At 56.9% G+C, this 22,177-nt stretch carries 21 protein-coding genes and 1 other annotated feature; of the genes, 7 read left to right on the forward strand and 14 right to left on the reverse strand.

Features of this window, described 5'->3' with window-relative positions; all coding sequences use genetic code 11:
- Window positions 1–16 precede the first annotated feature (16 nt).
- The gene (locus EMQ_RS12095; protein WP_026200045.1) at window positions 17–952 is read left to right on the forward strand and encodes a LysR family transcriptional regulator; all 936 of its coding nucleotides are present in this window, start codon (window positions 17–19) and stop codon (window positions 950–952) included.
- Here EMQ_RS12095 and EMQ_RS12100 read toward each other — a convergent pair.
- On the reverse strand, window positions 912–1,817 hold the full coding sequence (locus EMQ_RS12100) for a LysR family transcriptional regulator (RefSeq protein WP_010666679.1): 906 nt from the start codon (window positions 1,815–1,817) through the stop codon (window positions 912–914). The genes EMQ_RS12095 and EMQ_RS12100 overlap by 41 nt on opposite strands.
- A gap of 96 nt (window positions 1,818–1,913) precedes the next feature.
- Between EMQ_RS12100 and EMQ_RS12105 the strand changes: the two genes are divergently transcribed.
- Entirely contained in the window at window positions 1,914–2,744 is an 831-nt protein-coding gene (locus tag EMQ_RS12105; RefSeq protein ID WP_010666678.1) for an SDR family oxidoreductase, read from the forward strand.
- A 182-nt stretch (window positions 2,745–2,926) separates the two neighbouring features.
- Window positions 2,927–3,820 (forward strand): alpha/beta fold hydrolase, encoded by an 894-nt coding sequence (locus EMQ_RS12110; RefSeq protein ID WP_018307931.1) that lies wholly within the window; start codon window positions 2,927–2,929, stop codon window positions 3,818–3,820.
- 811 nt (window positions 3,821–4,631) lie between these two features.
- On the opposite strand, the gene EMQ_RS12115 is transcribed toward EMQ_RS12110, so the two are convergent.
- From EMQ_RS12115 to EMQ_RS12170, 12 genes are all read right to left on the reverse strand, one after another.
- On the reverse strand, window positions 4,632–5,891 hold the full coding sequence (locus tag EMQ_RS12115) for an NAD(P)/FAD-dependent oxidoreductase (protein WP_010665966.1): 1,260 nt from the start codon (window positions 5,889–5,891) through the stop codon (window positions 4,632–4,634).
- The gene (fabG, locus tag EMQ_RS12120; protein WP_010665967.1) at window positions 5,888–6,604 is read right to left on the reverse strand and encodes a 3-oxoacyl-ACP reductase FabG; all 717 of its coding nucleotides are present in this window, start codon (window positions 6,602–6,604) and stop codon (window positions 5,888–5,890) included. The genes EMQ_RS12115 and fabG overlap by 4 nt, the downstream gene beginning before the upstream one ends.
- Window positions 6,605–7,045 (reverse strand): phosphotransferase, encoded by a 441-nt coding sequence (locus tag EMQ_RS12125; RefSeq protein WP_010665968.1) that lies wholly within the window; start codon window positions 7,043–7,045, stop codon window positions 6,605–6,607.
- Window positions 7,039–7,833 carry a beta-ketoacyl synthase chain length factor gene (locus EMQ_RS12130; protein WP_231367932.1) on the reverse strand — a complete coding sequence of 265 codons (795 nt, stop codon included), beginning with the start codon at window positions 7,831–7,833 and terminating at the stop codon, window positions 7,039–7,041. The genes EMQ_RS12125 and EMQ_RS12130 overlap by 7 nt, the downstream gene beginning before the upstream one ends.
- Window positions 7,833–9,020: a beta-ketoacyl-[acyl-carrier-protein] synthase family protein gene (locus EMQ_RS12135; RefSeq protein WP_010665970.1), complete on the reverse strand. Its 1,188-nt coding sequence runs from the start codon at window positions 9,018–9,020 to the stop codon at window positions 7,833–7,835. The genes EMQ_RS12130 and EMQ_RS12135 overlap by 1 nt, the downstream gene beginning before the upstream one ends.
- Complete coding sequence (locus EMQ_RS12140; protein ID WP_010665971.1) at window positions 9,017–11,359, reverse strand: MMPL family transporter; 2,343 nt, start codon at window positions 11,357–11,359, stop codon at window positions 9,017–9,019. The genes EMQ_RS12135 and EMQ_RS12140 overlap by 4 nt, the downstream gene beginning before the upstream one ends.
- Window positions 11,359–11,970, reverse strand: a complete 612-nt coding sequence (locus tag EMQ_RS12145) for a LolA-related protein (RefSeq protein WP_010665972.1) — start codon at window positions 11,968–11,970, stop codon at window positions 11,359–11,361. Before EMQ_RS12145 ends, EMQ_RS12140 begins: the two co-directional genes overlap by 1 nt.
- The gene (locus tag EMQ_RS12150; RefSeq protein WP_010665973.1) at window positions 11,967–12,878 is read right to left on the reverse strand and encodes an LpxL/LpxP family acyltransferase; all 912 of its coding nucleotides are present in this window, start codon (window positions 12,876–12,878) and stop codon (window positions 11,967–11,969) included. The genes EMQ_RS12145 and EMQ_RS12150 overlap by 4 nt, the downstream gene beginning before the upstream one ends.
- Window positions 12,879–12,893: 15 nt before the next feature.
- The gene (locus tag EMQ_RS12155) at window positions 12,894–13,589 is read right to left on the reverse strand and encodes a hypothetical protein (RefSeq protein ID WP_165878935.1); all 696 of its coding nucleotides are present in this window, start codon (window positions 13,587–13,589) and stop codon (window positions 12,894–12,896) included.
- A gap of 119 nt (window positions 13,590–13,708) precedes the next feature.
- A protein-coding gene (locus EMQ_RS12160) for an IS3 family transposase (protein ID WP_132012128.1) occupies window positions 13,709–14,919 on the reverse strand; the annotation gives its coding sequence in 2 pieces (ribosomal slippage) (window positions 13,709–14,634 and window positions 14,634–14,919; 1,212 coding nt in all).
- Window positions 14,525–14,641 (reverse strand) — a sequence feature (AL1L pseudoknot). (Overlaps the previous gene by 117 nt.)
- 14 nt (window positions 14,920–14,933) lie before the next feature.
- A complete protein-coding gene (locus tag EMQ_RS12165; RefSeq protein ID WP_018307929.1) occupies window positions 14,934–15,851 on the reverse strand; it encodes an AMP-binding protein in 918 nt (305 codons plus the stop codon).
- Window positions 15,848–16,147, reverse strand: coding sequence for a phosphopantetheine-binding protein (locus tag EMQ_RS12170; protein WP_010668406.1), 300 nt, complete (start codon window positions 16,145–16,147; stop codon window positions 15,848–15,850). The genes EMQ_RS12165 and EMQ_RS12170 overlap by 4 nt, the downstream gene beginning before the upstream one ends.
- 124 nt (window positions 16,148–16,271) lie before the next feature.
- Between EMQ_RS12170 and EMQ_RS12175 the strand changes: the two genes are divergently transcribed.
- From EMQ_RS12175 to EMQ_RS12185, 3 genes are all read left to right on the forward strand, one after another.
- Window positions 16,272–16,859: a COG4648 family protein gene (locus EMQ_RS12175; protein ID WP_231367931.1), complete on the forward strand. Its 588-nt coding sequence runs from the start codon at window positions 16,272–16,274 to the stop codon at window positions 16,857–16,859.
- A 98-nt stretch (window positions 16,860–16,957) separates the two neighbouring features.
- Window positions 16,958–17,713 (forward strand): class I SAM-dependent methyltransferase, encoded by a 756-nt coding sequence (locus EMQ_RS12180; protein ID WP_010668805.1) that lies wholly within the window; start codon window positions 16,958–16,960, stop codon window positions 17,711–17,713.
- A 35-nt stretch (window positions 17,714–17,748) separates the two neighbouring features.
- A complete protein-coding gene (locus EMQ_RS12185; protein WP_010668804.1) occupies window positions 17,749–19,251 on the forward strand; it encodes an LTA synthase family protein in 1,503 nt (500 codons plus the stop codon).
- Window positions 19,252–20,475: 1,224 nt separating this feature from the next.
- On the opposite strand, the gene EMQ_RS12195 is transcribed toward EMQ_RS12185, so the two are convergent.
- Window positions 20,476–21,009, reverse strand: coding sequence for a lipocalin-like domain-containing protein (locus tag EMQ_RS12195; protein ID WP_010666372.1), 534 nt, complete (start codon window positions 21,007–21,009; stop codon window positions 20,476–20,478).
- A gap of 109 nt (window positions 21,010–21,118) precedes the next feature.
- On the opposite strand from EMQ_RS12195, the gene EMQ_RS12200 reads away from it, so the two are divergent.
- Window positions 21,119–22,060 (forward strand): LysR substrate-binding domain-containing protein, encoded by a 942-nt coding sequence (locus tag EMQ_RS12200; RefSeq protein ID WP_010666373.1) that lies wholly within the window; start codon window positions 21,119–21,121, stop codon window positions 22,058–22,060.
- Window positions 22,061–22,177: the final 117 nt, after the last annotated feature.

The raw sequence follows: 22,177 nt of genomic DNA on the forward strand, positions 1-22,177 counted from the left end.
CGCTCATTGAAAAACGGTGAGCACTCTTTCTCCAGACTGGGATGGGCAGCGGACGTTCCTCGCCGTTCTCGATACAGGCAGCCTTTCGGCGGCAGCGAGGATGCTCGGCCTGACTCAGCCTACTGTGCGTCACCGGATTGAGGCGTTGGAACATGCGATCGGTCAGCCGCTTTTTTCACGCAACGTGAACGGGCTCGTGCCAACAGATGAGGCGCGGGAGTTAGCGGTGCATGTCCGGCGCATGGCGTTCGCGTCAGAAGCTTTCTATCGTGCCGCGTCCGGAGTGGGCAGTGAAATCGCGGGTACTGTAAGGATCAGCGTCGCGGAGTTTGTTGGTATCGAGATAATGCCGCTCCTGCTTGCCTCGCTGCGGGATAGCCATCCGGAACTTGAACTCGAACTGGTCCTGAGTAACGAGAATGCTGATCTGCTGGGACAGGAAGTGGATATCGCGATCCGGATGCATCGGCCGTGTCAGGGGGCGTTGGTGACGAAGCGGGTGGGATGTATCCCCCTCGGTTTTTTTGCCGCAGGTTCTTATCTGGAGCGGCATGGCGTGCCAAAGTGCGCTGCGGATCTGGCGGCCCACACGCTGATCGGCTCCGATCGGTCCCGGATGGATCGTGATTTTACAAGGGAATTGCAAAAGAAGCTGGGGCAGACGCTGTATTTTGCGCTGCGCACGGACAGTCATCCGGCGCAGCTTGCCATGATGCGCACGGGATTGGGGATCGGTGTCACGCAATTGCCAATTGGTGAGCGGGATCTCGTGCGTGTGTTGCCTGGCCTAATTGTCGCGGAACTTGAAGCTTGGGTCGTCGCGCATGCGGACCTACGTCACAGCCACCGCATCGATGCTGTGTTTCGGCATCTTGCCGCAAATCTCCGGCAATATTGCACCGGTACCCAGATTACCCAGATAACTTCCGGTTCGTTTCCTTCATCAGGTTGATCAATGCGCGCAATGCGGAAGGGACATGCCGGTTGCGTGGATAATAGAGCATGAGGCCAGGGCAGGGCGGACACCATGCGTCGAGAACCGTCACCAACCGGCCGTCAGCCAGAAGGCGGCGCGCGAAGCTTTCGGGCACATAGGCGACGCCGAGATCCTTGCCGGCCGCCTCCACCATCAGGTCGCTGTCATTCAGGGTGAGAACACCTGGAACGTCGAAAGTCATATTCTCTCCATGACGGGTGAACTCCCAGCGATAGCGTTTTCCGCCGGGGAGGCGTTGACGGATGCAGTGATGCAGGCGGAGGTCGTGCGGTGTCTGAAGCGAGGCATGGTGTGCGAGATAAGCTGGCGACGCGACAGTCACGAACCGGACTTCGCCACCCAGCGGCACCCCGATCATGTCCTGTGGTACGGCTTCAGCAAGACGGATGCCAGCATCGAACCCGTCCTCGACTATATCCACCAACTGCCCCTCCACAACGAGATCAAGTTCAACCTGAGGGTACAGGGTCATGAAACGGGGTACGATCATGCGGAGGAAAAGCTCCGCCGCCCCCTTATTCGCATTGATACGCAATGTGCCTGCAGGCGCACCACGAGCATCAGCCACAGCATCGAGCGCATCGTCCAACCCGCTCAGGACGGGTTCAAGTCCGGTCCGCAGTCGTCTCCCGGCTTCGGTGAGCGCGACGCTGCGGGTGGTCCGGTTGAGCAGACAGACACCCAGAGTCTGTTCCAGACTACGTATCGCGTGGCTGAGGGAAGACCGCGACACGCCGAGTTCGTCTGCCGCCTTGCGAAAACTGCAATGGGTGGCGACGGCAGCAAAAAGGGTCAGTTCATTCAGGGTTGGACGAGACATTGGTGAAAGAAACTCAACAGGTCATGCCATAATGGCGCGATAGTAACACCAATGAATGACTTATACACTTCTGGATCATCAGTGCAGGAGTGTTTTATGAGCAAAATCTGGTTGATCACGGGCGCGTCCTCTGGCCTTGGCCGGATCATGACAGAAGATCTGCTGGAACGTGGCGACAAGGTGGTCGCGACAATTCGGCGCAAGGACGCTCTCACCGATCTGAAACGCGAATATGGCGACCGGCTCATAGTGATGATGCTCGAGATGACGGATACGGTGGCCATCCGCAGCGCGGTCGCGGGAGCGTTCGGGCATGTCGGACGGATCGACGTGGTGGTGAGCAATGCGGGTTACGGTCTGTTTGGCGCAGCAGAAGAAGTGGCAGATGCCGACATCGACCGTCAGATCGCTACCAATCTGACAGGCTCCATTCAGTTGATCCGTGCGGTTCTGCCATACCTACGCCAGCAGGGCGGGGGGCGCATCATGCAGGTGTCCTCGGAAGGAGGGCAGATCGCCTATCCGAATTTCAGCCTGTATCATACTACCAAATGGGGCATTGAGGGATTCATTGAGAGCGTTGCACAGGAGGTAGCTCCCTTCCGTATCGACTGCATCATTGTCGAACCCGGGCCGACGGGGACGAATTTCGCGGCTGGTATGGTACATGCGGCACCGATGGCAGTTTATGATGACACGCCCGCAGGGGCTGTGAGAAAGGCGATTGATGCCGGGACGTTTCCAATCAATGGAGACGCAAGACGCACGGTTGCGGCTATGATTGCCGCCGCCGACAGTGAGAAGCCGCCATTCCGTTTGCCATTGGGCAGTAAGGCCTATGACAATATCACACGCGAACTAGCCAGCCGCCTCACTTCGATCGAAACACAGCGTGATGTTGCGTATTCGGCCGATGGCAAGCGGTGACCCGGCATTAGGTTATTTTTACGCCTCCATGAAGATCGGAGCCTATTCCTGAAAACCAGCAGAGTGCCGATCTGTGCAATGAGTGACAGGTCAAGAGATGTTGATCTCATCTCAGAACAGGTATCTTCTGAATTAAACTATACTGGTTCTGCTATTATTCATCGGGAGTATCAGGTGTGGTGATGAACTCTGCTGTTGGCTTCCCAGAATTGCTGCCGGGGTTCAGGTGGTACGATATTGAAGTAGACGATATCCGTATTCGGACTGCTGTTGGCGGAACAGGATCTCCTCTGCTTCTGTTACACGGCCATCCGCAGATGCATCTGACCTGGCACAAGATTGCGCCCATATTGGCAAAGCATTTTACTGTCGTGGCTACTGATCTTCGAGGTTACGGTGACAGTGCGAAGCCAGATGGAGGCTCTGAGCACATCAACTATTCCAAACGGGCCATGGCTGCCGACCAGGTTGGTGTCATGAAAGCACTTGGTTTTGACCGTTTTCGGGTTATTGGGCACGACAGGGGTGGCCGCGTAGCACACCGCCTTGCACTTGATGCACCACAGTCAGTCGAAAAACTGGTCGTGATCGACATTGCGCCCACAGCCACGATGTATGCCCGAACCGATATGGAGTTTGCCCGGCGTTATTTCTGGTGGTTTTTCCTGATCCAGCCTTATCCACTGCCGGAAAAGCTGATTGGCGCTGATCCGGATTTCTTTCTGGAGAATCACATCGCAGGGCAGGTCAAGATACAGGGCTCTGTCGACCCTCGGGTGATGGCCGTATACCGTCGCTGCTACGCTGACCCTGCGATGCGACATGCCGCATGTGAGGATTATCGTGCCGCAGCGGGCATCGATCTTGTCCATGACGCCGAGGATGACGACAGGCGCATCGAAGCGCCGCTTCTTGCGTTGTGGGGCGCACGAGGGACCGTCGGCGCACTCTATGACGTTGTAGAGACATGGCGTGAAAAAGCCACGAATGTGCAGGGGCACGCGATTGACTGTGGTCACAGTCCACAGGAAGAAGCACCGGAGGAAATGTTGAGAATCATTTCTGCATTTCTGTGAACAGATACCTGCATTCCAAATGTAAATCGGTTCGATGGAATAGCGTCACCTTTGTCTGCTGAGGATAAAGATTGCGATTGGATGCCACCATAGGGGCTGGCACGGTTGCTCAGTTATGCAGCGAGATGCGGTATTTCGCGGTCGATCAACCGCAAGTATCGTTGGTTGCCTGCCCCCGCAACCAACGACGCTTGCGAATGACCATTCGCCACATTTCGCCGGGATCGTAGTGTGCGGTTCCCCGCAACCATCTTTAACGAACGCTCCGATACAACAGCCGCCTGGGTCTCAGCCCGTGCGGCTTTTTTTGTGTCCAAAGCCTGGGAAACGTGGAGAAGAGCTGCAAGCAGATCAAAGATCGACATGAGTTTAATTGCTGGGAGAGGAACTCGTCGTTTCAGCAGCTGCGTCCGCGCCCGGATGACGGGAAACAATTATCATGCCGGTTTCGGTCCTGGAAACTTTCAGTCCGGTACCCCATAGCATGTGGCGCATGGCCTGATACGGTTGTCTGTTCAGGTGGATCTCATGAGAGGTTCTGTTCCGTATGAGGGCAGGATCAATCTGGACCGGACAACTCGACCGTTCAGAAACTTTCTGGACAGCTTCACTAAGCGGCATACGATCGTAATCCCAGTCATAATATGTCTCGAGACAGGGAGCATGACTGCAAGCTGTAAGAGGAAGCGCGAGGGCTGCTGCGAAAATCGGAAGTCTGCAGCGGAATGCCATAAAATAATCTCCTGTAAGAAGAAAAATGACGACACAGATATGCCTGAGATAGCATCAGCCTGTGTGAAGTCCTTTTGCTTTATTGCAAGGGTTCTTTTTTCAGCGAAAGCAGGGCGTAAATTGCCTTGAAGATTGCAAAAGGCGCCATGACACGCAGTTTTCCCGAGAAATCTCCGGCAAGCAGCGAAATGATCGCATCGCGCATGCGTAGAATATTACGTGGATTTAGAAAGAGTTTGCGCAAAACGGGATTATTGATCCTGTAGATAAGCCAGCTTACGCGACGCATCTCGGCACAGGTTTCCCGTTCGGCAGCAGCTGCTGTTTTTGCGCCCAGTTCAGGCGACTGTAGCCACGCACGGGTAACTTTCGCGCCGCGATAGGCGCTCCGCATTGCCAGTAATACGCCCGATGAAAAGACAGGGTCGAGAAATGCATAGGCATCACCGATCAGATAATACCCATCACCCCAGGCTTTATCTGCACGGTAAGAATAGTTGCCTGTGGTGGACAGTTCCGAGAGCGCCTCAGCGTTGGCCATGCGTGAAGCGACGGCAGGACTCTCTTTTACTTTTTTCCAGAACAGATCTGTCACGGAGCCGTTGTGATTCTGAAAGGCTGGTTTGTCGCCTACGAACCCCACGCTCATCACACCGTCGGGCAGCGGGATCATCCAGAACCAGCCCTGGTCGACAAGGTGGATGGAAATATATCCGCCCATATCGCCATCACGGCGTGGAACATTGCGGAAATGACTGAAGATTGCAGCAGTCGAGTTGTTTCTGTCAGCGTTTCTGCGGCGGAGTTTGCGACCCAGAAAGCCCTCGCGTCCGGATGCATCAAGCACGAAACGTGGGGTCCAGATCTGTTCTTTACCCTCCGCATCCCGCACTGTGACGACAGCGCGTTGTCCTTCATGAAAATCAACCGAAAGCGCATGTGTGTTTTCGAAAGTCCGTGCTCCGTGTTTTGCCGCGTTACGGAACAGAAGCTCATCAAACTGCGAACGCACAACCTGATAGGCGTGATCTTCTTTCGCTGCGATGGCATAGCGGAAAGGGAAAGGTACGCGACGGTCATCCCGGTCCGAAACGAACTCGGCACCGGGTTTATAGACACCCATCGCCTGCACCTGCTCAAGCACGCCCAAGTCACGCAGAAGCGGCAGATTGCACGGCAGGAGCGACTCTCCGATATGGAAGCGGGGATGGGCATCCTTTTCCAGAAGCACGACATCATACCCGTCGCGGGCAAGCAGAGTGGCCGCCGTGCTGCCCGCCGGTCCACCACCGATGATGAGAACGTCACAGTCCTGCGCGCCGGTTGCGGAAACCGTCATGCCATACCTCCATTGATGCCGATTGTCTGGCCGGTGATGTAACCAGCCTGATCCGAGGCGAGAAAGGACACCAGAGCAGCCACTTCTTCCGGTTGTCCTGCGCGTTTCGCCGGAACGAGCGCGTTGATCTGTGCGGTATCCATCGCTGCCGCCGTGGCCGGAGAGTCGATCACGCCGGGCGCGACCGCATTGACCGTGATGCCCCGGCCAGCCACTTCGCGGGCAAGTGAGCGGACTGCGCCTTCCAGCCCCGCCTTTGCTGCGCCATAGGCAACCTGTCCACGATTGCCGAGACGGGCCGTAATGGAGGATAGAGCAATGATACGACCGTAACGCGTGCGGGTGAGGGGCAGCAGGAGCGGCTGCACGACAGCAAAGAAACCGTCCAGCGAGACACTCAGTACGCCGGACCACTGTTCAGCACTCATTCCGGCCATGGTGACGTCGTCGTGCGTGCCGGCGTTATGCACAATGATCTGCGGCACCCCGGCTTCAAGAACAGGCGCCAACGCAGCCCGCGTCGCAGTGATGTCCGAAAGGTCGCAGACCAGTGTTTCGGCACTTTGGCCATTTGCGCAAAGCTCTTGCGTCAGACTGTCTGCTTTATCGGCGGAGGCACAGGCATGTATGATGACGTGCAGACCATCCTGCGCGAGACGTCGGCAGATCGCTGCTCCGATAGGGCTGGTGCCACCGGTAACAAGTGCGCGCATTCAGGGTGTCTCTATTGTGGCGTGGAACATGACCGTACCGCTGCCGGTAGCGAGCGTTTCTCCAGATGCGGCGGTGATTGTAAAGCCATAAATAAAGCCATCCGCCATCGCACAGTCCTGCGTGACGCGGATCAGCAGGGAGCCATGACGCGGATCATCCAGCCGGTCGCAGTGCAGGTTGAGGGAGCGTAGGGCAGCGAGGTAGCCGGGCGCATGCCCCTTGCCGCCAGTAAGCGCGCCGTGCAGCGCCGCAGCCTGCATGGCAATCTCGGACGTCGTGACAGAACCAAGACGTCCGCTGTGCCGTAAAGGACAATCTGGATCGAGATGTCGCCGCGTGGTCGCTTCCAGAGTGGTCGCAGTCCAGGAGCGACATTCGTCGAGTAGACAACTCGCCCCCTGATGCGGAATCAGACCAAGAATGGCGTCACGGTTCAGCAAGGCGTTACCTCAATACGGAGCGCACCGTTCAGGCATCCGGCGCTGATCGTGCCTGCCTGACGCAGGGCCAGCAGTCTCAGCAGAGGCAGGCTGCGTGCGGCAGGGTTTCCTAGTGCGAGGGCGCGAAGGGACGGATCCTCCGGAAGATCCGTCGCGTCGGGAGCCGAGGCATCGTAGGTCAGAGTCAGCTGAGCCATAGCAGGCGCATCCACATCCGGGTCGAGCACGAAAGCACAGGCAAAGGAGACAGGCGTAATCCGCACGGTTCCGATAGGTCCTGGAATAGGCATGTCATAGGCCACGAACAGGATCGGATGGTTTTCCGTGACGGCCTCAGCTGCTGCCTTGAGCAGGCCGGTTCCGAAGGTCCAGTCGAAGCAGCCGATGGCTGTGGCCGGACTGATGGAGCCGTGACTGATCGTCCAGTATCCAGCGGCGGCGTTATGCACGGAGTTGTGGAATTGGGTGGGAGAGACATCCTCGCCGGATGTAGTGATCGCGCGCAGGATGGAATCGATCACGCCTCCATCGCCATTGGCTGAGGCAAAAACAGAAGACACCGTCACCGTGTTGAGAGACGTCTGGGCACAGGCCTCTTCCGCGACAGAGAGAGCGAGCCGACTGATCGGCCCGGCCCGGCGGCGTTCGTTAGGAGGGAGCGTCATCAGGGGTGGTGGCCGTACAGGTCCGTCGGTCCAGAGTGATGGATCGCATAGTACCGGGACGGAACCTGTCCATCCGGGCAGGCCCGGCCCCCGAAGCGAAACCGCACGAAGAGCCAGGCGCATCAGGCGGCTCCAATCACGAGACTGCAATTCGTGCCGCCGAAACCGAACGCATTGCTCAGGATGGCGCGGGGTTCCGTCTTTTCATTCGTGGTTACGATGTGAGAACGGAATGTCGGATCGACAGCGGTTATCCCGAGGCAACCGGGAATGACGCCGGTCTCCAGAGTCTGGATCGAGATGATGACTTCGATGATCCCGGAGGCACCGAGCGTATGGCCGGTCCACCCTTTGGTCGAGGAACAGGGCGTCCGGTCGCCAAAGACGGAGAACACGGCGGCGTCCTCCATCGCGTCGTTGGCGATGCTGCCAGTGCCGTGGAGATTGATATAGCCGATATCGTCAGGATGAAGACCAGCACGGTCCAGAGCTTGACGCATGGCGGCAATGGCACCGCGTCCGGAAGGATCGGGAGAAGACATGTGATAGCCGTCGCTGGCTGCGCCGAGCCCCAGGATGCGCGCCATCGGTGGTATTGCCCGCACGCCCGCGCGTTCCAGCAGAACAAATCCCGCGCCTTCACCCACGGAAATTCCATCGCGTTCAGCATCGCACGGACGTGTCGGACCGGGAGACACGAGAGAGAGTGCGGAGAACCCCCTCAGGGTCATGCCGCACAGACTGTCAGAACCTCCCACGACTGCGGCATCGCACACACCCGAGGCGATCCAGTGCCAGGCGTCGATAAAGGCACGTGACGAGGAGGCGCAGGCATTGGAGACCGTGAGCAGCGGGCCGGAAAGTCCGAGAATGCCAGAGACGTAGCGCGGCAGGGAAAACAGATCCTGCGTGTGTTCCTCGTTGAAATCGGACGGCATCATTCCCGTTGAAATGTCACGTCTCGCATAAGCCTTCTCCGAAGTAAGGATGCCGGACGTGGAGGTGCCGGTCACAACCGCGATGCGTGACGGTCCATAAAATGCCCGGGCCTCCGCCACGGCCTCCGTGAAACCATCCTGCCGTAGCGCCATATCGGCCAGACGGTTGTTCCGGCAGTCGTAGATGGACAGTGGATCAGGAATACTGTGCTGTTCGATGCCGGAAATACGGCCGGTGTAACCAAGCGTTACTCCCGCGAAGCCACATGGGGCGAGCCCGGATCGACGGGCAAGCAGCGACGTACGGGTTTCGGCAAGGCCGGCCCCGATAGCGCTGAGTGCTGTTCCGGCAGTGACGACAAGCGGAATCATACGGCGTCTGTTGCCGCAACGGACGGCTTCTGTCCAGCCAGCATGAAGCCTGAAATCAGAGAAAGAAACGCGCCGCAGGAAACGGTCACGCCGATCTCCCGAAGTAACGGAGTATGACAAAAACAGAGGCAGCCGAAGCTCAAAACAGTCATGATATTGCAGGTCAGCAACGTCCGGATCGTGCGGGCTCGTTCGGCGTTATCCAGTTGTGGGCGGGCGAAGAAGAGCGCGTAGTCCAGCGCCACTCCAGTGACGAACTGAATGGAAACGAGGTGAATCAGTGACAGGGGCTCGCCGCGCAGAGCCAGAATGGCAGGCAGAATCACCATCACGGCACCCACCGCGAAGAACACCTTCAGCAAACGCCGGATATCACGCAACACAGCGAACAGAATGAGCAGCGCCATTATGCCCCCGGCCAGACTCCAGAGCAGTGTCCGGTGAGTGTGATAGGCAGTGAGGCTCCGGAGTTCGGCATTGAGGTCCATGACCAGCACGCTGGGAAATGGTCGAAGCGCACTCTGGAGGGTAGCGATGTTTTGGACGTCCGCCGGAAGGATCAATCCCCACCAGCCGTCGTCACGCTGAAACAGCAGCGGTGAGATACCCTGTGCGAGCGGCGTGTCGGCCAGCATCTGGACTGTGAGCGGGGGCATGGTCCGTGCCGCTGCGACATCCTTGCGGAAGACATTGAAGCTGTCCGGCTGAAAAGGCAGTCCAGCCTGTGCTGTATGTATGGCAGATCCAAGAACCGCATCGTCAGGCAGCAGACTCTGTCGCTGATGTTGCAGGGCAACGGACGGCACAAGATCGGCAGCACCCTGCACACCGGACACCACGCCCATCCGTGTCAGCTGCGTCAGCACAGGGAGCATGGCTTCCTCACGTTCCAGCACCTGTTCCGGTGTCTCACCGTGGACTGCGATCAGGCGGGAGGATTGCGGTGTGCCGAGTTCGTGGCGCAATTCCGCTTCCTGCGCGCGGGCGGCGGGCGGAACGGGACTGAGAGCGGAGAGATCCGTCACAAGGGCGGGTGGATGGATAATCAGCACGGCAAGTGCACCAAGAACGGGCAATGCGCACAGCAGCCGCAGTCGTCGCAGTCGTTCCGCGCGTTCCAGAGGAGCGGAGGGACCGCTGATGCATGGAGCAAGATCGGCCGCCACAATCAGGCGTGGCATCAGCAGCAGCGTAACGCCAGCCGCTGTCAGCAGGCCCGTTGCGGCAAAGACGCCGAGCTGGGCAAGACCGGGCAGGCCGCACAGGATCATGCCACTCAGTCCAAGCGCTGCCATGAGAACCGCAAGGCGCAGGCTCGGCGCGATACGCCGCAGGGTTGCTTCCGGGCCTTCGCCGACATCACGATGCCCGATCAGCAGCACAGGATAATCCAGCGAAACACCCAGCATGGTCATGCCGAAACCGAAGGCGATGCCGTGAACAGACCCGAAGCACAGCCGCACGACAATCATCGCCACACTGAGCGAAATCAGGAACGGCGCACCGATAGCTGCCAGCACCCACAGTGACCGGAACTGCCAGTACAGCACGCCGGTCACGATCAGGATGGAGGCGATGGTGATCAGATCAATATCGCTGCGCATGGTCTGCGCACTCTGCACTGCCAGCACGGCGGGGCCGTTCAGCAACAATCTGGCTGTCCCGGGATGCGCAGCGACGAAAGCCGCCTGAATGACAGCGGGCGCGTCTTTCTGGGCGGCAAAATCCATGCCGCCTGCCTTTGTGCGGAACAGGAGCAAAGCCCGTTCCTGCCCGGCCGCATGGTCGGAAGCGAACCAGACACCCTCTGCCAGACGCGCCTGGACATCGGGCCGAAGCTTTTTCAGTGTGTCGGGGAACGCGCCTGTCGGATCGCGCAAGGCGAAGGCGATGACCAGCGGTTCGGCGGCAGATTCCAGACCGTCCAGCACATTGCTGAAAGCAGTAGTGAGCGCCTGAGGAGAGAAATCGCGCGTCTTTGCTTCGGGAGCAAGAAGGTAGCGATAGGTGAAAAGCAGATCGCGCAGCCTCTCGCTTCCGGCGGAGGAAAACGACCCGTTGAGCACGGCTGAAAAGCGTGGATCACGACTAAGCGTCGCCTGCATGTCCCGGCTGATGCGGGCCAGCTCGGTAACGGGTGCTCCCTCGATTCCAGCGGTGATGAAGGAGGAGGCCACGCCGCCGCGCACCTCACGCAGCAGGAAGCGGGTACCTGCGTTTTGTCCGGGTGGCAGGAAACCAGCCATATCGGTGCGCAGGGGAATCAGAAACAGAACGGTTGTGGCGAAAAGAATCGCGGCGAGGAGGACCAGAGCGAGCTGTTTGGGAGAACGGCGCATCACAGGGAGATCGTGATGGTTTGGCTGTCCCCATTAGCCTGCAGGATTTCAAGCTGCGTAATAGCATTGTTGGTCCCGGTGATGACCACCTTTTTCAACAGCTTTGCAACGTCTGCCGTGGCGGGAACCAAAGTGAGAGTCCAGCTGCTTCCCTCATTGCCCGAGGCGGAAACATGATAATAGCGCCGCAACAGAACGATATTGCCGGAGAGAGGCGCGCGTAACGTATCCGCCAGAAGCTGAAGTTCTGGATTGCGGGCGGTGTCGAGAATCTGTGGTTGCGCCGCGCCACGGGCCACTGTCACGCTTTCTCCGTTGATAATCAGATCTTCGCGGCGGGGCGCTTCGGTCAGTTTTTCAAGATAGTCTGGGGCTCGCCATTTCAACGTGCCGTTGCTTTCGAGAGGTTTGGTCAGGGCTGCAAGAACACGGACTTCGTGAAAACGGTTTTCCCGTGCGTGCACCGCGCCGATCCGGGACAGGATCGTGTCCGCCAGTGCAGAGGACGTCAGGAGATTTTCCTGTGCAACAGCTCTGTCCATCATGATCGGGACTGTGGAGCCGAAAGACAGAACAAGCAGAGCGCATGCGAGCCGTGCGGATGCTTTCATGACCGCTCTCCCCAGAAATCATAGTAATTATACCAAGAGAATGGATCTTTACGGCACAGCGCACTCATCCAGTCCGCATAGTGTGTCATCCATTTTCGTAATATTGCGGTCTTTTCTGTGGATGTTCCTGTCAGGACTATCTGATCGGCGAGTTTTTCGAAGCGGATGTCATAGCTGCCATCCGGGCAACGTAGGCCGCTGAACAGCACAACAGGCGCTTCCGTCAGGGCTGCGATCCGCATCGGCCCCACAGGCAGCGGTGCCTCTTTCCCCAGAACCGGCACGGACAGGCTGCGACCCATGTCATGCGCCCGGTCTCCCAGAATCGCGACAACTTCACCACGCCGCAGACTCTCGGCGACGCGCAGCATTGTATCGGGCTCCCCGAGGGAGATGAGGATATCAGTGTAGGCCGGGTCCAGAGTTTCGATCAGACGCGTCGCTTCTCCTGTATAGCGACGGTACATCAGGACTCTCAGGGTAAGCGGCGCGGGCATGACGCGCAGCACGGTCCGCAGGGAATCGAAGGAACCGATGTGAGCCCCAAGAAGGATACAGCCTCGCCCGGCCTGAAGCGCGTCAAACAGGATTTCCTTTCCGGAGACGGAGATCTTTGGAGGCGTGGCTCGGGGATCGAGAATGAACAGCCGGTCCAGCGTAATCAGCGCATAAGAGCGGATATGTTTCCAGATCATCAGTAACGAGGGTTCCCGGTTCAGAACCCGATGCAGATAGGTTCGGGAATTCCGGCGCGCTGTCGTGTCCCTGACAAGATACCAGAGCGAGATCGGGTAAAGCAGGGATGTGAGTGCACGTCGGCCGACCAGACGGGCCAGACGCAGCATCAGGCTCATGGCGAGATGATTGCCACGTTCAGGAACGAGCCAGGTCTCTTTTTCCTTTGCCACCTGCCTTTTCTGCCATCAGTCCGATTGCGTGCGCATGATGGCGCGCAACACCAGCGGGGCATTCGCAGTGTTCGCCACTCGTGCCGAGAGTGTCAGGCGTCCACTTTCCCGACGTAGACGGAAGCAGAGTGTCTCCTCTGGGCGGACTGGCCGGAGAAATTTCACCTGATCGATCTTTGCGGGACTGAGGCCGGCCAGATCGAGACCACAATCCAGCAGCAGCGCGCCAGGCACCACGGGCAGGCCGGGGAAATGTCCCGGAAGGGCCGGGTGATTGGCGGGGAATGCGATCTCCCCGATAATTTGCCCTTCCATCACGGTCGTGGCGAATTCCCGCAATGCGCCTGCCGTCAGCTTGCCCACGGAATTCCGTGGCATGGCTTCGACGAATGTAATGGTACGGGGCAGGAAAACCGGGTCAATCTGTTTCCGCAGACCGGCAAGAATATCGGCAGCGCTTACTCCCGGAGCGACGGCCAGAACCTGCATCCGCATTGTGTGTCCGTCGTCGGTATTCGGTGGCACGAACGCGCCATCTTCCACACCGGGAAGGTTTGTCAGGATCGTGTTGAGCGCGGACAGGGAGGCGCGGCGGCCAGCAATCTTCACCATATCATTGCGTCGTCCGATCAGCCGGAAGCGTCGCGCATCGATCCGCTCGACAAGATCGGCCAGTTCAATGTCCGGCGCACCGGGAGCGGAGACAGTCACGCTGTCATCATGCATGTGCAGATTGATAGTATCATAAAGCTGCCAGACAGGCTCATGGGTTGTGCGCCTGATCGCGATCTGAATTGCCCCGGGTTTTGTGGAGACGTTTTTTATCTGATTTAAGCGGCTAATGCATGTGATTTCTGTTGCGCATAAAAACGTGCTTCGGCTTCTGCTGGCGGGATGTTTCCAATGGAGGACAGGAGCCGCCGATTATTGAACCAGTCGACCCATTTCAGTGTTGCTAGCTCAACAGCGTCCCTGTTTTTCCATGGCCCCTGTCGATAGATGAGTTCGGTTTTATAAAGTCCGTTAATGGTCTCCGCCAAAGCGTTATCATAGGAATCCCCAACGCTTCCGACAGAAGCAACAAGGCCCGCTTCAGCCAGTCTTTGCGTGTAGCGAATGGACACATATTGACATCCGCGGTCGGAATGGTGGGTCACTTTTCCCTCAGGCCGCCTCTGGCACAGAGCCTGCTCAAGGGCATCCAGCACGAAGTCGGTATGGGCAGTGGACGAGACGCGCCAGCCCACAATAACCCGGGCAAAGACATCAATGATGAAGGCCACATACACAAAGCCCTGCCAGGTGGAAACGTAAGTAAAATCCGAAACCCAGAGTCTATTGGGGGCTGGTGCATGAAACTGTCGCTGTACCAGATCCTGTGGACAGGGCCGTGCCGGATCGGGCCGTGTGGTTCTGACCCCCTTGCCACGCATGACACCTTTCAGTCCCATCCGGTGCATCAGCCGCTCTACCGTGCAGCGGGCGACATCCAGACCTTCACGTCTGAGCTGATGCCAGACCTTGCGCACTCCGTAGACGCAGAAATTATCGTTCCAGATCCTGCGGATTTCATGACAGAGCTCTTTATCTTTCTGGCTGCGCACACAGGGATTTTTCTGTCTCGCCCGATAAGCGTAATAGGCAGATGGTGCAATCGACAGAACCCTGCAGATTGACCCGACACCATATGTCTGCCGATGCTCCTCAATGAAGCGTGTCATGGTCTGAAGATGCGGTCGAGCTCCGCCTGGGCAAAATATGCTGATGCCTTGCGCAGGATTTCATTGGCCTGCCGCAATTCGCGGTTCTCTCGCTCCAGTTGCCTGATCTTCTCTCGATCAGGCAGGTCACTCACCGCAGGCGCATTGGCCCGCTCATGCAGACGGGTCCATTTTGACAGCGTGTCAGGATGAATATCCAGCTTTGGCGCTATCATCATCACTGCGGACCAACGTGATGGATGGTTCTTCTCTTCCTCCAGAACCATGCGGGCTGCACGCTCGCGAAATTCAGGCGGAAAACGCTTCGATTTGTTGCTCATGAATTCTTCTTACCTCACGGGTCGTTCTGTCTCCACAAAACCCGGGGCAATTCAATCGAGCCGATTTCAGTCGCACCGTAAATTTCGGTCACGACCGTATGCAGGGTCTCTTCAGAGCGTCGGGCCAGATCCTCGCTCAATGGAGCGGCAGCCGATACGATCCGCGTGATCGGAGGGGTGTCGAGATCGGCCTGAAGCAGCGCGCGCATCTGCAGTGGGGTTGTAATCAGGATGCGTGGTGTGGTGGTGAGCCCCAGCATTTTCTGCCAGTCCGCCGGATAGGCCGTCGGGCCGGTCGCGACGAGGCTGCGTGTATGCACGGCCTGACAGACCAGTGTTTCAAAGCCATACATGTGATAGGGCGGGACCGTCCCGATCAGGGATGAAGCTGTTTCTTCAGGGTCGAGAAGTTCACGTGCGACAATACTGCGGATGACCAGCGCGCCCCATTTCTTCGCATAGGCCACCGGTTGTCCGGTGCTGCCGGAAGTAAAGACGGTCGCGACTTCCCTGTCGAAGGGTATGACCGGATTGTCGGGCTGATCTGTTCCGGACCCGTCGGGCGCAGGCAAGACCAGCGTGCCGACCGGTAGTTCTTCTATGGCGGTCTCACCTTCCAGCATAACGCAGACAGCACTGTGGGAAGCGACAAGCTGCAAGAGACGTTCCGGTGTTCGGTCGCTCGACAACAGAACAGACTGGCCTCGCAGGATGGTTGCAAGAAACAGAACTGTGAAATGCCAGACATCCTGACAGAGAGAGACAATCGGCGCATCGGGCAGAAGCGCTGCTGTGCGGTGTGCCGCCCGCAGAAGGTCATAGCCCGTGCTGGCGGTGCCGTCCGGATGTCGGAAAACGGTACGATCCGGAGAAAAAACCAGGGACAGATCAGCCGTTTCGGGCCAAAAGTCGCTGGCTGAAGCAGGCGTCATTCGGCCTGTCCGGCTTTTTCGCGTACTTGGGTGACATGGGAGGCCAATGCACGAAGAGAACTGAAAACCCGGCGGCTGTTCGGGTCATCCGAACTGAGCGTGACATTATAGACACGGCTGATCATCAGTGCGACTTCCAGAGCGTCGATGGAATCCAGCCCCAACCCTTCCACGAAGAGGGGATCATCCGGAACGATTTCTTCGGGAGCGACTTCCAGTTGAAGCACATCGACAAGGTGCTCTGCGATTTCACGCTCGAAAGGTGTCTGGAGGGTCTCACCCGGCTGGGTCGTCATGAAGCTCTCAATACCGAAGAAATGACAATGCGGAGAGATTTGCTATCACAGGCCCCATCCAAGGAAAAGTATATCAGAAACCATGATTGCCACCCGGTTAAAATATGTTCGTTCTGCCGGAGGTTTGATCTTTCTGCTTGGTTTTCTGTGCCCTTATTTTGTTCAGGTTTCAGGTGGCGGAGAAAAAACGATTGCTGCCGCACTTGTTCTCTGTCAGGGCGTGGGTCTTGCGATTCTGACCGGTCGCTGGCTGCTCTGGTCGATAGTTACGGCCCTGTTGGTCTTTCTTGCCCTCATATTTCCAGCACCGATGCGTAATGCCGATGCGCTGGTGATCTACGGTGTGGGACTGATTGTACCTCTGCGGCTCTTCATCTCATCGCTGGCGCCCGGACGGGAGCCGCTCGTATCCGCGTTGGCCCGACAGGCTCATGGCGGCGGAGCGCTGCGTGAGGATATCGCCCTCTACACACGCCTCCAGACATGGTTCTGGGTGGTTTTTCTTGTTCTGATGCTGTTGTTGCCAGTTTTTCTTCTTGCCGGCCCTCCCGGCGCATGGCTTTGGCCCTTGAAGGGCGGAGCGTTGGGTATGCTGGCTATTTTACTTGTTGTGGAATACGGGGTGCGGCGCTTGGTAATTCGAAACTTCGATCATGTGCCTCCATGGGCCATGATTCATGTCTGGAAGGCCCGTTCGTCCGACAGGACGTGAGGGAATGCGGGGACTTGCATCGAGTAGGACTTTGGTGAGAGAAATCCTGCCGAGGCTGCGCCAGTCATGCCTCATGACGATATTGACGCGAGCCCCAGATGACCGACGTTTCTCATGAAAAAGTGCCTCCTCACCCGGTTCTCGCTACATGGTATCAGGAGGCAGCCGGGCGGCAGGGGTTCGTGCAGTCCCTGTTTGATCGCACAGCACCCTATTACGACCGGATCAATACAATTTTCTCTCTGGGAAGCGGACGGTGGTTCCGGCGTTCCATGCTCCGTGAGGCTGGACTGAAGGCTGGTGATCAGGTCTTGGACATCGCTACAGGTACAGGACTTGTGGCGCGGGAAGCAGCGGGCATTGCCGGAGTTGGGAACGTCACCGGGCTAGATATGAGCGCCGGAATGCTCGCTGAATGTCGACGGAATGTGCCGGGGATTTCACTGGTGCAGGCTGATGCCCAGCGATTACCTTTTGCGAACGGCCAGTTTGATCTGCTCAGCATGGGATATGCCCTGCGGCATGTGGCCGATCTGCGGGAAACTTTCGCAGCGTGGCTACGGGCGCTGCGGCCGGGGGGGAGTGTTCTCATCCTTGAGATTGGTCGAGCCAGAAGTGCGTTGGTGCAGACGGTTCTGCGGATTTATCTCGGACGTATTGTGCCACTGCTTTCAGGCGTAGCTGCCACACGCGACAGCCGTACACTGATGGAATATTATTGGGACACCATCGCGGAATGCGTTCCTCCGGAAGATATCCTGTGCGCCTTGCGGGAGGTCGGTTTCGAGGATGTCCGGAAACGGACGTATTTTGGTGTCTTCCATGCCTATACCGGAAGGGCTCCGGCTCGTTGAACGCATTATAATCTCTTCCGGGCCTGTCTGGGATTATGAGCGTTCTTCAACTTTTCTATGGATTGCTTGCGTCTGCCGTGGCAGGCATGGCTGCCAACGTGTTTGTGAAAGGGCGCTTGCGACCACAGGGTACCGGTGCGGGTAAAACCGTTTTCTCCGCTTCTGTCGGATTCTGTCTGTCCGGTTTTGTTTTCGGCAGTATCCTGATGCTGTGCGGCTCACCTGTCTGCGCGGCTGTCTTAACGGGTATTGCCGTGAGCGCCTTGGCTGTCGCATCCAATGCGAAATATGCGGTTCTTTATGAACCGCTCGTCTTCAGTGATCTGTTTCTTCTGAAATATTTTATCAGACACCCATGTTTTTACATTTTCGCCATCTCGCCAGTGCTGCGTGTCGGGATTGCTGCGGGCCTGATCATTATGCTGACGCTGCTGGTCATGGCTATGGCTTATGCTTCTCTTGCGGGACATGTTGCCGGCCTGATGCTTGCGGCGCTGTTTTTCGTAATTCTGCTGCTTTTCCCTGTAGAGCGTATGGCCCCTGTTCCCGATGTGGAGCGGGATATCGTACGGTTCGGGCTGGGCGGCTGCCTCTTCATCTATTGGCGGCGCTGGCGCAGGCAGTCTCGTGAGCTTCTACCGCCCGCACACATGGAGCCACTTCCGGCGCAACCGGGTGAGGTGATTGTCATCGTTCAATGCGAGTCTTTTGCTGATCCGCAAACGCTCGCTCTGCACCGGAATGCTGTAATTCCTCCAATGTCGGGACTGGAACAAGCGCGTGCACGGGCTTCGCAATACGGCTCATTAAATGTCAGCGGTTTCGGCGCTTATACGTTGCGAACGGAATATGCGGTCCTGTCGGGAAAGACAGAGGAAGAACTGGGGTTCCGCCGGTTCGACCCTTTTCTGACGGCATTGCAAAATGCCGATCAGTCTCTGCCCTCCCTGTTGGGACGAGCCGGGTTTCGCACGATATACATGCATCCTTACGATCTGCATTTTGGGGATCGTATAACCGTCATGCCGGGTATGGGGTTTTCTGAAACGATGGGATGTGAATCCTTTGGATCAGGCGGTAGCGGGACTTCTGTCTATGTGAATGACCGGGAATTGGCGGATAAAATACTATATAAAATCAGTAAGAATTCCGATCCTCTGTTTCTTTATGCTGTTAGCATAGAGAATCATGGGCCATGGAACGGAAAAGGCGATCCAGTCGCGTGCTATCTGTCTCATCTGGAAAACAGTGACGCGATGATAGGACAGTTGATTGAGGGACTGGATCAGTGCCAGCGTCCGGCACGTCTGATCGTTCTGGGTGATCATCGACCATCCATTCCCGGAGCCACTTCTCCAGAAGCAGGACGGGATACACCATATGTGGTGGTGGATTTCCCCTCGGATCAGGTGGTGCCGGTGCGGTCAGATATTCCACCAGAAGCTCTGTTCAGGCTGGCACTCAATCGAGAGTCTGTCGGAAATTTCATTTCTGACGTCCGCTCAGACTTGGGCGGCTCGGGAACTTCGAAACTTTGAATTGTTAGAAATGTTTTCGTTCTTTGTGTAAAGTTCTTCTGCTTTTGTTGGGCAGGTTTCTGGCAAACTGACAGGTGCGACTGTTCGATCCTATATCAAAGCAATTCAGAATTTTTTGGAATTGTGGATTGCAGATTCACCTGCAGTGGCACGGTTTCTGGAGATTGATGTGGGAGTGTCAACAAGCCAAGTCATGTCCTGACCACTTTATTGCTGTGGCTCTTCAATCATGGTTTCTGATTACTGGACTGGTGATGGAGTGCTGCGATTGGTCAGTATCGCCAGATTTGTAGAACAGAAAAACTGTTTTCTTGCAGGAAGGATTACATTTTTTCAGAAAAAAACTCGCTTAGGCAGACCGTGTGTGTCTGACGCTCGTCGGAGAAGGACATCGGAGGGCTGAGTTTCAGCACATGATCAGCCGTTATGATATGCAGAATGAAGTGTCTCTGGTTGGGGTTTTATAAAAAAAGATGCGACGGCCTTTCTTGAGCATCTACACGTTTATATTCAGCCATCGTTGTTTGAAGGAATGTGTCTTGCAGCTCATGAAGCCATAGCGGCAGGTTTTCCGACATCAGGCCATCGGGCGGTCCCGTGACGGACTGACCACGACGATCAACGTCATCGTCGATGCCACGGGAAAGGCTGTGGCTCTATTCCCTGACTTCCGGGCAGAGAGCCGGTATCAATGAAGCAGAGCCGCTTCTGGATGAAGTCGATCCCAAGACCATAATCGCCGGTTAGGCTTGTGATGTGCCGCTCATCGAAAAACCCAAGGAACGGCGCAGCACACCGGTTATCCCGTCAAGGAGAAACCGGTGCTATCCACGGCAAATCAGCTTCCCGCTCTGCAAAAAGAGAAACGAAACCGGACGGTTCTTTGCCAGACTGAAGCAGTTCAGAGGCATCGCAACACGATACGACAAGCTGTTGTCAACATTCCTCGCTGCCGTTCAACTCGTCTTCGTCCTCATCGGAATTAACTGATGACACGCCCTAAGATATGGAAACGCGAGTTCGCTGGATCATTTCAGACGAAAATCGATTTCCTGAACAGCATCATCTATTACAGAATATATCTGGCGTTGGGCCGATACTCTTGATTGTAAAAAACTTAAAAGAATGAAAGCTGTCAGCGCCGTATCTTATGCGGCTTTGGCATTAAAAAGCCCTGTTTGCAGTCCGTGTGCCGTCAGATCCTCGGAACCATGACCAGGCGACTTAATGAGCTCGGCGGAAGCGGATGATGCTCCGGGACATCTTGCCACCACCCCAGTTCGGCATTTTCCTCCAGGGCGTAATAACACTGGCAAACTCGCCATCCACTTTCACCGTGCGACGTTGCTCGGTGCCGACCCATTGTGGTGCCCAGGCAGTCTCAACAGTGGTGACCCACTGGTTTCCCTCGATGCGATAGCGACCGATATAGGCGACCAGCGTGTTCAGCAGCGCCAGATGATCGTCCACGGTTTCCGCAGGCGTGCGGTTGCTGCCTTCCAGATTGAAAGCCACCCAGTTGTCGGGGGTGAAAATGACACGGCCACGTGGGGTTTCGCCCATCGCATCAATGAACTCGCCGGTTTCCTGCAACTCAACCTGATAGGAAACAAGCTGCCATGTGCCGATCAGGGCCTTCTTGAGATCTTCGCCAACCAGCTCAGACAAATGTTTGTTTTTTTCATCGGAAGCAGCGGCACCTGTCGCAACAGACTTCATTTCTGCCGACTTGGGACTTTTCTCCTGAACGATATTCACGTCTATAACTCCTCTGATTTGAGTGGAGTATGCGCTCAAGAAATGGTGATCCGGTAGCGGCCTTAAAAACAAAACGCTTTTTCAGCTGACGCAACAATGGACCAGTGACATGCAGGGCGAAGCCAGCGATCTGAGATTTTTTATCAACCTTGTCGATGCGGGCAGTATCACCGCCGCCGCCCGCGCTGTCGGCACGTCACCGGCTGTCATTTCCCGAAGACTGGCGACCCTTGAAGCCCGGCTTGGTGTCACGCTCATCATCAGAACCACCCGGGTTTTTCGTCTCAGTGAGGCCGGGCAGGTCTATTACGAGCGGGCGCTGGTGATCGTTGCGGAAATCGATACGCTTGAAAACGAGATCGCCTCAGCCAGTAGCGAGCCGCAGGGGAGCCTGATTGTTGGCGCGCCGATGGAACTGGGGCGCCGACAGATCGCCCCGTTCATCGAAGCGTTCAGCGAACGCTATCCCCAGCTTCAGATCAGTCTCGTGCTGGCCAGCGAAGGCATACACGACCCCGGCGACGGCCTTCTGGATATCAATATCCGCCTTGGCCTGCCCGACACGCCAGGATCGATCGTCACGCTCCTCGCCACCACGCGACGGGTGCTCTGTGCCTCTCCCACCTATTTCGAGAATCGGCCTGTGCCGGAAACGCCGGATGATCTCGTCAATCATGAATGTCTGTGTATCCGGCGACAGAAGACAATGACCGTTCTCAATAAATGGGCCGTCGGCAACGAGACCGAAAAGCATGTGGTCACGGTAAACCCGAAGCTTTCCAGCACCAACTGCGAAATCATCCATGACTGGGCGGTCTCTGGACGCGGAATCGCCTACAAGCTGCTCAGCGATGTGTACAAGGACATCGCCAGCGGGCGACTGGTCCGAATCCTGCCTGATTTTTATGGTGAAAAAGTCGATCTCTACGCAGTCATGCTGCCGCGTCAGCAGTCCAACGCCAATGTGCGGGCCTTTCTGGAACTGTTGCGGGAGTTTTTCCGTGACGCGGGCGGGTTCGGTGATGAACTGGCGACCGACTTGCGGCGCTGATCGGGTTTATCGTTCTTTCGATTCTGCCGCAGTCGCGTTTCCCGTCATTGCGCTGTATGACGACATCCGCTGGATCAAGGGGCGCTGACTTACAACGCGCCAAACAAAAGGGGGGAG

Origin of the sequence: Acetobacter aceti NBRC 14818 (assembly GCF_000193495.2) — a bacterium.
Taxonomy (GTDB): Bacteria; Pseudomonadota; Alphaproteobacteria; order Acetobacterales; family Acetobacteraceae; genus Acetobacter; species Acetobacter aceti.

Coding starts and splice junctions, on each gene's coding strand:
- EMQ_RS12100 (WP_010666679.1), bottom strand. CDS start 1,817: ATGTCTCGTCCAACCCTGAATGAACTGACCCTTTTTGCTGCCGTCGCC.
- EMQ_RS12105 (WP_010666678.1), top strand. CDS start 1,914: ATGAGCAAAATCTGGTTGATCACGGGCGCGTCCTCTGGCCTTGGCCGG.
- EMQ_RS12110 (WP_018307931.1), top strand. CDS start 2,927: ATGAACTCTGCTGTTGGCTTCCCAGAATTGCTGCCGGGGTTCAGGTGG.
- EMQ_RS12115 (WP_010665966.1), bottom strand. CDS start 5,891: ATGACGGTTTCCGCAACCGGCGCGCAGGACTGTGACGTTCTCATCATC.
- fabG (WP_010665967.1), bottom strand. CDS start 6,604: ATGCGCGCACTTGTTACCGGTGGCACCAGCCCTATCGGAGCAGCGATC.
- EMQ_RS12130 (WP_231367932.1), bottom strand. CDS start 7,833: ATGCGCCTGGCTCTTCGTGCGGTTTCGCTTCGGGGGCCGGGCCTGCCC.
- EMQ_RS12135 (WP_010665970.1), bottom strand. CDS start 9,020: ATGATTCCGCTTGTCGTCACTGCCGGAACAGCACTCAGCGCTATCGGG.
- EMQ_RS12140 (WP_010665971.1), bottom strand. CDS start 11,359: ATGCGCCGTTCTCCCAAACAGCTCGCTCTGGTCCTCCTCGCCGCGATT.
- EMQ_RS12145 (WP_010665972.1), bottom strand. CDS start 11,970: ATGAAAGCATCCGCACGGCTCGCATGCGCTCTGCTTGTTCTGTCTTTC.
- EMQ_RS12165 (WP_018307929.1), bottom strand. CDS start 15,851: ATGACGCCTGCTTCAGCCAGCGACTTTTGGCCCGAAACGGCTGATCTG.
- EMQ_RS12170 (WP_010668406.1), bottom strand. CDS start 16,147: ATGACGACCCAGCCGGGTGAGACCCTCCAGACACCTTTCGAGCGTGAA.
- EMQ_RS12180 (WP_010668805.1), top strand. CDS start 16,958: ATGACCGACGTTTCTCATGAAAAAGTGCCTCCTCACCCGGTTCTCGCT.
- EMQ_RS12185 (WP_010668804.1), top strand. CDS start 17,749: ATGAGCGTTCTTCAACTTTTCTATGGATTGCTTGCGTCTGCCGTGGCA.
- EMQ_RS12200 (WP_010666373.1), top strand. CDS start 21,119: ATGCAGGGCGAAGCCAGCGATCTGAGATTTTTTATCAACCTTGTCGAT.